Source organism: Paenibacillus sp. OV219 (assembly GCF_900110075.1).
Taxonomy (GTDB): Bacteria; Bacillota; Bacilli; order Paenibacillales; family Paenibacillaceae; genus Paenibacillus_Z.
On sequence record NZ_FOCJ01000024.1, the window covers coordinates 1 to 10,986 of the forward strand.

Sequence of the window (10,986 nt, forward strand, 5' to 3'; positions counted from 1 at the left end):
GTAGAGTTGTGTTCATTCTTTTTGGACACCAAAAAAACTCCCCTTCAAGTAGCGGTTTATTTATTAAACCTGTCTACTTAAAGGGGAGCATATCATTAAACGGAAGCCCTTTTTTTTCAAAAATGTTCATAGGATTCTTCCAATTGTGAGTTCTATCATCGTTAACTATAGCAGGATGTAGTTTAGATGGATTCGAAACCAGTTCAAATATATTGTGTATGCTATAAAGAAATCAGATTTACTCGATTAAGCATACATAACAGATTAGCCAGTATAGCCTAGCTTTCTATGTAGTGATAGCTGCCTATGCTTAAGAACAGGCTGCCTATTGTTGGCAGCCTGTTGAGCTAACGGGCAGATGAATGCAACTTTTCTCTTGTGCCTCACGTCAAATCTAGTGTCAAATATGGAATCCGATGGGAGTCATGAATTCGATGGTCAGTTGCAGAACAGCGCTATTATGGTGCAAGGGCGTACGCTGGTGCAATTGCGTTCTCTTGATGATCCGGCTTGGCTTACTTACGCCTACGACGCTAAGACGGGTACTGTCACGGCGCGCAGCAAGGATAACCGCAAGATCGTTCTGCTCCAAGCGGGACAAAAGACCGCAACGGTCGACGGTAAGCGTGTGACATTGGACACGACCATCGTGAACAAGGACGGTCGCACCTATGTGCCACTGCGATTCATTAGTGAGTCGCTTGGCGCTTACGTCGATTATAATTCCAAGGACAAGCGTGCCATTGTCCGCACTCCTGTCGGTCAGACGGCATTCAACACACTTATGCGTGGAGATCTAACGGAGGCGCGCAAGCTCGTTACAAAACTAAGTAGGATCATTGCGTCGAACGCGCTACAACCGAATGGAGAAGGCTTCACGGTGACATATACGTTCCCTGAAGGGGAGGCGCTGCGGTTCACTGAGGACTACAAAGGGCTAACCAGTTACTTCGAGGTAAATGCAGACGGTCTGCCGGTGGCCAAATGGCAGCAAGATTCACCGTTGTTGTCGTCGAAACAACGAGAGTGGGGTACTAAGCCGGTAGGCATCGGATCCAAGGTATATTTCTCAGATATGTGGATGACGGATGGGTTCGCCTACGGCAAGATCGACGCCGAGGGCAAAGTGACGGAGTTAGGGAATTTTAATCGTTTAAAGGAGCCCAAGTACAAAAACGTCGTCATCGTTCCGATTGAAGGGGAGAAGCGTGTGGACACAAAGTCATAGGTGATGAACAATCCTGTCATTGAGCTCCCTCGGTACGATTTAGTTTTCTCACGAATGCTCGCTTATTCGCAGGATTTCACCCTTGCAAGTTGTAACATTGAAGATGCCCGGTCCTAGTAAGGATCCGGGCATCTTGCTTTACTTTATCCTAGAATTCATCCAGAGCTTCTTTTGCTGATTCGTTGGCTGCAGTTTCGTTCGCTGCAGGGTTGTGCTGAAATACTTCAGCTGCTTCCTCGGCGGAAAATTCCGTATCTGCGGCTCCTGCAACCGGAAGTTTATTCAGCTTAACGGATTGCACATCTGCTTTAGATACTTCATTTTGTTCATTTGGCATACTACATCCTCCTTGATTAAATCAAAGTGACAACAAAATCTATGTTGCCCCTGGGAGGATGATAAATATGTATTTACATCAAAAATATTCCGATGACGATGGACGAGCCGAGAAAATATCATGGACAGATGTCGGTTGACAAGAACATTGTCCGATTGCCGACTTCTAGACAACATTGCAACTGTCAGATCGGCAGCTTGTTAAGCTCCTATGGAAGAAAGTAATTCCTTCCATAATCTGTGGTGCCGCGCTAACGAGGAACGATAGTTCAACACCATCAGGCTGCCGGTGCGATGATATGCTCCCCTTTAAGTAGACAGGTTTAATAAATAAACCGCTACTTGAAGGGGAATTTTTTTGGTGTCCAACAAGAATGAACACAAGCCAATCATAGACAGAATGGGTAGTATGAAAATGGAAAAAGATCATGGCTATTCGAATATGGAGTTGAGTCCTTTAACAACAATATCTTCGGCATTTGATTCATACATGCGTGGAGGTCCCTCGACATTCATTTTAATTGCCAATTTACTTATTGGATAATGGCCAGCGTCTTGGCACCAGTATGACGCAGTATCAGAACACGTTCTTCACGCCAGGTCGGAAGAATGGTCATGTCGTATACGAATGGAAGTTCAAGCCTGGTGCGGAGAGAGCGATTCAACAACGGATCAGCGATATAGCAGTAATTGTCGGACGACAAAAACATCTATACAACGAAGTCGCATAAAATGCGGTTTTTTTTATTTATTGTATAGAAGTTCTTGTCGTTTGTTCAAGACAAGAACTTCTATACAGAGCCGTAATAGGGCAAGAACTTCTATACAAGTCCGGTGGGATTAATACACACACGAGGCATTATTGTACTAACCGGCAGGTTTGCTAACGGAAGTGTCAGGTGATCAAAACATACATGCTTAAGAAGAACCAGAGGGATGCAGCAACAAGCGAATTAACTTTTAGGCGGGCGCCAAAAGCATAAAGGAGACACCTTACAATACAAACTGCGACTACTATCCAATCGTTTATATCAGGTGTTTTTATCGACTAAACATCCACACAACACAGCAAGAATAACAAATACTCCGCTGTATGCTGCTTAGACGCGCAAACGAATGAAGGAAACTCTGCATAGATGGGAATGATGCTTGTACTAACCGAATTTATTCTACATGCAAAAACAAGTTATTTGCAGTTAAGAAGACCATATTACCGAGGAGAAACCCATGTGAGTCATAAAAATGAAAATAAAAAAATATTGAAAATGCTTTTGGTGTCGCTGATATTGACAACCATCGCTGTATTTATAACCTTTTGGGGTGTTTTTGCAACGCTTATGAGTATATTTAAAAATCAATCACCTGAAGCACAGCATGAATATTTAATGGAGTCATTTTTCAGTGTCATGATTTTTATAATAATTTTCTGCACGGTTCTTATTTATGATAAGTTGGACAAAAGGTAACCACAGGTAACTACGATGAACTTGAGATTCAACTAACGGGCACGATAGCTCAACAAACACAAAGAAACGGCAACCTGGTTTAACGGCTAACCTGTCTTCGATTCTTTATTACGGAGCGCGGGCGAATCTGCAGGGAGAAAAGAAGGGTTAGTCTCCGGAAGAATCGGAGATTTTTCATTCCGTCATGGAAGCTCATGTTTATGGGATCCGTGATGAACGTAAACGACATCCGTGTAAGTCTTTTCATCATTGATGCTCCTTTACAGACAGACGAATAATGTCATGTACTGAAAATCGAAAAGCGTGAGGCTGGATGCCCCTTCGGATCGAAAACGTTGTCTTTGCAAGTTCTGGAAACTTCATCCTGTGACTGACGGAAGGGAGGCGAATACCGTATTCGAAAAAAAAGTGTTGCACACGCTTTCATTGGTAGATTATAATCTGTCACAGGGGACCGAAAACGTTTCGGATAGAAAGGAGCAGGCAGTTGACTACCATTAAGGATTTGGCCCAATATGCCGGCGTCTCCGTCACCACCGTTTCCAGAGCGTTAAACGGCTACTACGACGTTAATGAAGAGACCCGCAAGAAGATCATACACGCAGCCAAGGAATTGAATTACCGCCCCAATGTCCTTGCACGCAGCTTGGTAACGAAGAAATCACGCTCCATCGGCGTAATCTTTTCGGAAATCAATCGGGCTGGAGCTAAGGATGCGTTGGCATTTGAAATCTTGTGCGGTATTAACGATAGGGCGTCAGAGTTGAATTACGAGATTATGTTGTTCAGTACCAACCCGAAGAAGCAGATTTCCAAGTCCTACGGGGATTTATGCAAAGAGCGAAATGTGGATGGCGCAATAATATCGGGACTGCGCGTACAGGATCCTTATTTGCAGGAAGTTACGAATGATACTAATTTCCCTTGCGTGCTGATTGATATTCCGGCAGAAGGGAGCAATTTGGGCCATGTGACAACCGACAACGTTGCAGGGGCAGCAAAAGCCGTGCTTCATCTGATTGAGCAGGGCCACCGCCATATCGCGATGATTAACGGCCATAATGACGCCGCTGTCAGCCAGGATCGACTCGCCGGTTATCGCATAACACTCGAGGCGCATGGCATACCGTTCCGTCCGGAGCTTGTACTTAACGGGGACTTCTCCGAAGAAGGCGGAAGCGACGCAATGTATCGAATTATGCTGCATCATCCGGAAATAACTGCGGTTTTCTCTGCAAGTGACCTCATGGTGCTTGGAGCACTGCGGGCCGTTGAACGAAGCGGACGGAAGGTGCCTGAGATGTTCTCCATCGTCGGCTATGACGACATTGCGATCGCCTCCTATTGCTCACCTAAATTAACGACGATTCACCAAGATAGATATGAGATGGGCTACCAGGCGGCACAGTTGCTAATCGATCTGCTTGAGGACAGGCACGTCAATCATAAAATTATTTTGCAAAATGAATTAATGATTCGAGAAAGCACGGCGCCCCTAACAATAGTCAGCAAAATTTAACAGCACAGGCGCTTTTTTTTTGAAAGTTTTCCAAAACGTTTCGGGTAGATGAAAGCGCTTATATCGTCATTAATTAGTATGATTTCCCACAAATGCTTTGACACTTTTTTTTGGCTTTTATCCGAAACGTTTCGGGATTATTTATTTCATAGAAGGAGGCAATACACATGCTTCAAACCCTACATACTGACCCGTTCGCTCTTCATCTGGGACCGGTGCTGGAACCCTATCATGAAACGCGTGCTACACGCGGCTTATCCTGGCAGGACCTCTATATTTGTGCCGGTAACCGCACTTATCTGGTAGGCGGACAGAATGGCGCCTTTCCGGATTTTGGCCATCACGTGAAGCTGGAGATGGGCGGACTTTGGCTGCATCCAATCAAGCTGCTCGACGGTTTCTGGCTGCATATCGGGGAGAACGCGAGTGCAGAAGGTTCGAACGGTGCATCGGCCATGTGGCTGACGGAATCGGATTCCTTCCATAACTATCCGTTCTACAACGAGCATCGCTACCTCCTTAAGCCGCTTGAGCTTGAAGTGGTGCGCCGCCAGTTTTGTCCGGACGATGCTGAAGGGATCATCGTCACTTATATCCTTCGTGATTTGAGCGGCCGGGACCGCAGCCTGGATCTCAATATGCTGGCTCGTACCGATTTGAGTCCCGTCTGGTTCTCGGAGGGCAAAGGTATTGAGGACGGTATGGACGCGGGGCGTGTCGACAAGGACGCCGGACTCTTCATCGCGAAGGACGAGCATAATCCGTGGCATGTGGTGATCGGCGCAGACCGGCACAGCAACCGGGGCTCGGTCGGCAGGGAAATGTTCGGTCCTCACTGGACGTCGGGCAAAGGCATCAGCGGCTCGCTGGTCTACGAGAAGGTGGCGATCCCGGCAGGCGGCTCGGAGACGATCCATTTCTACATGGCGGGATCGAACCGTTCCGAGGAAGCGGCGCTGCAAAGCTTTGCGCATCTGCGGGATTATCGCGAGCAGCTATGGGAGGACAAGCGCGGCCGGTACGAGAAAATCGCCCGGACGACTGTCGTGAACATTCCCGATAAGCAGGTTCAGAAGGTGTTCGATTGGGTGAAGTTCCATAACGACTGGTTCGTTCGGGACGTGCCTGGCGTCGGACGCGGCATGGGCGCTGGCATTCCGGAATATCCGTGGTGGTTCGGGTGCGACAACAGCTACACGCTGCTTGGTCTGCTGCCTGTGGGCGGACTCGCGATGGCGCAAGAGACACTTTTGCTGATCCTGAAGGCGTCGGAGGAAGCGAACGGGAATGGGCGGATCATCCATGAGCTGTCGACGAGCGGACTCGTTGCCAATCCAGGCAACACGCAGGAAACAGCCCATTTTATCCAATGCGTGTGGGAAGTGTTCAAATGGACGGGAGATATCGAGTTCCTGCGCAGCGTCTATCCGGCGGTGAAAAAAGGGCTGTCCTGGCTGCTGGAGGAGATGGATCCGGATGGCGACCTGTTGCCTGAGGGCTACGGCATTATTGAAATCGAGGGGCTGAACGTCGAGCTGATCGACTCCGCGGTCTATACGTGGTCCGCGCTGCTCGCAGGCGCCAAGATGGCCGAGCTGTTCGGCGAAGGCGAAGAACAGGCGCGTTACGGACAGCTGGCGGTGTGCCTTGGCGATAAGATTAACCGTGATCTGTGGATCGACAAGGAAGGGCTGTATGCCGATGCGATGGCGCCGGCAGGCAAGATCGAGAGCCGAATCGATATTTACATTGAGCGGGCGCAGGAATTCGGCGCACTTAATGCGGTCCACGATTTGGAGGCAATCAAGGCGGAGCTGGCGGGGCTCGATCCGGAATGCGAGCGGCCATGGCTGTTCAAGAACTGGGTCATCAACACGCCGATGGAAACCGGCCTTGCGCCTCGGGATCAGGCAGTTCGAGCGCTGGAGCGAATGGCAACGGAGGAATTCACGGGCCCGTACGGCACCTATCTGTCGGGCATGTACCGCGATCAGATGATGACGATTTCAACGGGCGTGCAGGCGGTGGCCGAAGCTCGTTACGACCGGATGGACGAGTCGCTGCGAATGATCCGTCTCATCGCCTCCACCTTTAACAAGCGCCTGCCCGGCTCAATCTCGGAAATGTCGCCGGACTATGGCTGCTTCGTGCAGGCATGGACGAACTACGGCATGACTTGGCCGCTGATGACATTCATGTTCGGCATTAAGCCTGATGCTTACCGGAAGGCCTTGACGCTGCGGCCGCGTTTCCCGGAAGGCTGGAACGACATGTCGGCGAAGCAAATCAAGCTTGGTCTTGGTGATTGTGCCAATACGCTAGCTATCGAAGTCAGCCGTTCCGCTGACGAGGATGTCTATCGCTTTGAGCTGGAACAGACGGGCTGGTCGGTGACCTTGGATTTGCCGCTGCCAGAAGAGGGCGCATTCACCGTCACGCTGGGCGGCGAACCGGTGACGACAGCCGTGCTGGAGGGGGCGATCGTCCTGGCAATCGCTAACGCGGGGAAACATGAGCTGCGGGTTAGCCGGTCAAGCTAATTCTAATCAGAAAGGGGAGTTTCAGCATGAAAAGTGTCGAGACGGTGGTCCGTCCTGCGGCCAGCAAGAAACGGAATGTGTTTATCTTCGACATGAAACGGAATTATCCTTACTACCTGATGATGCTACCGGCCGCGTTAATCATGTTCGTGTTTTCTTACTTGCCAATGCCGGGCATGGTCGTGGCGTTCCAGGATTTCAATTTCGTCGATAAATTCAAAAGCCCGTTTGTCGGCTGGGATAATTTCAAATTTTTCTTTACGAGCTCCTATGCGTACCGCACAACCTTCAATACGATTTTTATCAATTTGAACTATCTGGTTTGGACGACTTTCGTCAGCGTGCTCTTCGCTATTCTCTTAAACGAGATCCGCTCCAAGCTGGCTTCGAAATTTTATCAGAACATGATGTTTCTGCCCTATTTCTTCTCCGCTGTCGTCGTCGGCAAGCTCGTCACGAACATCGTGTTTTCCGACCAGAACGGGATTGCCAATCAGATCATCCATCTCTTCGGGCATAAGCCGATCATCTGGTCGCAAATTTCGGGGCCGTGGGGCTGGATCATTATCGGTACCCACATCTGGCAGACAGCCGGCTATTCGTCCATTATCTATCTGGCCAGCATCGCCGGCATTGACGAGCATTTGTTCGAAGCCGCTTCGCTTGACGGAGCAACGCGCTGGCAGCAGATCAGAACGATTACCTTGCCAATGCTTACGCCCGTCATCATCATTATGACGCTGCTGAGCATAGGCGGCATGCTGCGAGGCGACTTCGCCACCATCTATTCCATCGTCGGCGATAATGGATTGTTATTCGCGCATACGGATGTCATCGATACGTACATTTTCCGCGCGATCAAGCAGGCAGCCGATTTCGGTCCGACCGCTGCCGTAGGCCTGTATCAATCCGTGGTGGGCTTCATCTTGGTATTCGGATCGAATGCATTAGTGAAGCGATATAACAAGGATAGCGCGTTGTTCTAATCGTGCTGGAAGCGGAAAGGAAGGGTTTCAATGCATAAGCGTTCTCCCAGCGAGCAGGCTGCACAGATTGTGATTCATCTCATTCTGTTCGCATTTGCCGTGTGCTGCATTTATCCGTTTATTGTCACCTTTATCGTATCGCTTAGCAGTGAAAAAAGCATCCTCTATAACGGCTATCAGCTGATTCCGGATCAATTTTCGACGCTGGCGTACAGAATGGTATTTAAAAACCAGTTTATTTATACCGGCTACGGCGTCTCCATTCTCGTTACAGTCGTCGGTACGATATTGTCTCTGTTTATTTGCGGCATGGCTGGTTATGCGATGTCCATACAGCGCGTGAGATACCGGAACGTGGTTGCCATGTTCTTCTACTTGCCGATGATCTTCAACGCGGGTACGCTGCCTTGGTATCTGGTATGCACCCAGGTTCTCCATTTGCAGAACACCGTCTGGGCGCTGATCGTGCCGCTGCTGGTATCGCCGTTTAACGTATTCTTGATGCGCAATTATTTTGCAACGGTGCCGACCTCGCTCGTCGAATCTGCGGAAATCGATGGCTGCGGCGTGCTCAAGACGTTCGTCCAAATCATCATTCCGTTGTCTAAGCCAATCATTGCAACCGTAGCGCTGTTCATCGGCCTCATGTATTGGAACGACTGGTCGAGTGCGCTGTGGTTTATCGATAATACCCACTTATATCCGCTTCAATATATGCTCTATCGCATTAAATCCATTATGGACTTCGTTCGTCAGAACGGGGCGATGGGCGGCACGGATATGCCTGCGGCAACGTTCCAGGTTGCAACGCTGTTCGTGACGATCGGACCGATTATCTTACTTTATCCATTTGTTCAGCGCTACTTTGTAAAAGGCATCATGGTCGGCGCGGTCAAAGGGTAACTTTCATCCCGGCATTAGTCTAATGAAAATTAGATTTTTGTAATAGCATCTCGCACTTCATGCAAGGGGACGTTTTTATACTCAACCAACAGCGGTATAGGAACGCATTAACATCTGGCTGTTGACAAAGGGGAGAGATGGAAATGAAGAAGTTCAGAAAAGCATTTTTCGGTTTGAGCATCGTGGCAATGGCAGCGCTTGTGCTCGCAGGCTGCGGATCCAGCAACAACGACGCAAGCGGAAGCAATAATACGGGTACCGGCGCCGCCAATTCGACGGATAGCAAGCCAAGCGCAGATGTCGTGAAATTAACCGCTGTTTTCCCTGGACAAGCATCAACCGCAGCACCGGATGTACTGAAAGCGATCAATGAGAAGCTGAAGGCGGACGGGCTTAATATTGAAGTCGACATTAAGTACATTGACGATTACTGGAACAAGCTGGCGCTGAATATTGCCGGCGGTACGCAATACGATCTGGCATGGGCGCACAGCAGCACATTGTCCGACCTTGTTGCCAAGAAAGTCTACCAGCCGATTGACGACGCATTAAAGTCCGACGGTCCTGACCTGCTGACGAATACGCCGGATTATGTGCTCAAGGGCGGCGCGATCAATGGCAAGCAGTATGCGATTGCCAGAGCGATCCCGATGACAGGCTTCAATAACGTATTCGATATCCGCGGCGATCTGCGCGAGAAATACGGCATTTCGAAAATCACGACGCTCGATGGCCTGGAATCCTACTTCCAAGCCGTTATGAAAAACGATCCGAGCATGTATGCGTTCGTCGGACCGAACACGCAGGCCTTGTTCCCGATTTATGCCAACTACTACTACCCGATAGGCGATGGCGGCATGTACCCGGTTTATATCGACCCAGCCGATTCGACACACACGGTGAAATCCTTCCTGGATACGCAAGCCTTTGCTGATATTGTGAACAAGAAGAAAGAATGGAAAGACAAAGGAATCATATCTGCCGACGCTTCCAAGCTTGACGATGCAGAAGCAGGGTTCGACAATGGCAAAGTAGCTGCCCTGGGAGCGAATATTTTCAGAGCCTCCGAGCGTGTTGACACATTGACGAAGATTGTTCCTGGCGCGAAAGTCGAAACGGTTTATCTGGAACCATCGAAACGTTACATCTTCTCGGCCGGAGACAACATGCTGGCAGTTCCAAGCACGAGCAAACACGTCAAAGAAGCCGTACAATTGATGAACTGGATCAAGAAAGATCAAGCGAACTTCGATCTGTGGTCGTACGGCGTCGAAGGCAAGAACTATAAGCTGGTCGACGGTTCCGTTGACACGAGCAGCATTGCGGAAGTCGATAAATACAACACGAATGTGTGGATGTGGAACGACCTTCGTCTTGCCCGTTTCTCGACCAACTATGCGAAATCGGACATCGATGAACTGAAAACATGGGACAGCAAATCGGAAGTTAGTCCGTTTGTCGGTTTCACGCTGGACACAAGCAAGATTAAATCCCAAATCAGCCAGCTCCAAGCGGTAATGAGTGAGTATGGCGACAATCTAGGCCTTGGCGTTACGGATTACAATTCCGTCAAAGATGAAATCATGAAGAAGATGAAAGCTGCAGGCTTACAGGACGTTATCGACGAAACGCAAAAACAAGTCAACGCATATTTGGCAGCAAAATAATAAGGTGAATGTACGTTGAACGGAGACTCGCGGGAAGGACACTTGAAAAAGTGTTCGTCTTGCGGGTTTCTTTTTTATATATGAGCATTTTGCAGTAATCTAAGCCCTTGATCTTAAAGGCGTTTTTAGACATAGAAAGGACTTCAACAACTTGGAGCGGTTTTCAAGTGACACTTTATTGAATAAGCGGAGAACGATAGCTCAATAAACACGAAGAAACGGCAACCGGCATAAAGGCTGCCGTTTTTCAACTCCCTCGGTACGATTTAGTTTTCTCACAAATGCTCGCTTATTCGCAGGATTTCACCCTTGCAAGAAATATAGAAAGAGAGTAAGGGGGA

The 10,986-nt window shown here is 48.9% G+C and carries 9 protein-coding genes; 8 read left to right on the forward strand and 1 reads right to left on the reverse strand.

What is annotated here, in order from left to right; genetic code table 11:
- Window positions 1–406 precede the first annotated feature (406 nt).
- Window positions 407–1,228 carry a copper amine oxidase N-terminal domain-containing protein gene (locus BMY11_RS28030; protein WP_177182861.1) on the forward strand — a complete coding sequence of 274 codons (822 nt, stop codon included), beginning with the start codon at window positions 407–409 and terminating at the stop codon, window positions 1,226–1,228.
- Between the two features lie 148 nt (window positions 1,229–1,376).
- Here the strand turns inward: BMY11_RS28030 and BMY11_RS28035 are convergent, their stop codons facing one another.
- The gene (locus tag BMY11_RS28035) at window positions 1,377–1,565 is read right to left on the reverse strand and encodes a hypothetical protein (RefSeq protein ID WP_090583727.1); all 189 of its coding nucleotides are present in this window, start codon (window positions 1,563–1,565) and stop codon (window positions 1,377–1,379) included.
- Between the two features lie 565 nt (window positions 1,566–2,130).
- On the opposite strand from BMY11_RS28035, the gene BMY11_RS29050 reads away from it, so the two are divergent.
- The 7 genes from BMY11_RS29050 to BMY11_RS28070 all read left to right on the forward strand — a co-directional run bounded on the left by BMY11_RS29050 (window position 2,131) and on the right by BMY11_RS28070 (window position 10,645).
- Window positions 2,131–2,295: a hypothetical protein gene (locus tag BMY11_RS29050; RefSeq protein ID WP_177182862.1), complete on the forward strand. Its 165-nt coding sequence runs from the start codon at window positions 2,131–2,133 to the stop codon at window positions 2,293–2,295.
- Window positions 2,296–2,700: 405 nt separating this feature from the next.
- Window positions 2,701–3,030 (forward strand): hypothetical protein, encoded by a 330-nt coding sequence (locus BMY11_RS28045; RefSeq protein WP_143069364.1) that lies wholly within the window; start codon window positions 2,701–2,703, stop codon window positions 3,028–3,030.
- Between the two features lie 487 nt (window positions 3,031–3,517).
- A complete protein-coding gene (locus BMY11_RS28050; RefSeq protein ID WP_090583734.1) occupies window positions 3,518–4,549 on the forward strand; it encodes a LacI family DNA-binding transcriptional regulator in 1,032 nt (343 codons plus the stop codon).
- Window positions 4,550–4,716: 167 nt separating this feature from the next.
- Window positions 4,717–7,089 (forward strand): alpha-L-rhamnosidase-related protein, encoded by a 2,373-nt coding sequence (locus tag BMY11_RS28055; protein ID WP_090583736.1) that lies wholly within the window; start codon window positions 4,717–4,719, stop codon window positions 7,087–7,089.
- A gap of 26 nt (window positions 7,090–7,115) precedes the next feature.
- Complete coding sequence (locus tag BMY11_RS28060; protein ID WP_090583739.1) at window positions 7,116–8,075, forward strand: ABC transporter permease; 960 nt, start codon at window positions 7,116–7,118, stop codon at window positions 8,073–8,075.
- 30 nt (window positions 8,076–8,105) lie between these two features.
- Window positions 8,106–8,978, forward strand: coding sequence for a carbohydrate ABC transporter permease (locus BMY11_RS28065; RefSeq protein ID WP_090583741.1), 873 nt, complete (start codon window positions 8,106–8,108; stop codon window positions 8,976–8,978).
- Window positions 8,979–9,121: 143 nt separating this feature from the next.
- Window positions 9,122–10,645, forward strand: coding sequence for an ABC transporter substrate-binding protein (locus BMY11_RS28070; protein WP_177182863.1), 1,524 nt, complete (start codon window positions 9,122–9,124; stop codon window positions 10,643–10,645).
- Window positions 10,646–10,986: the final 341 nt, after the last annotated feature.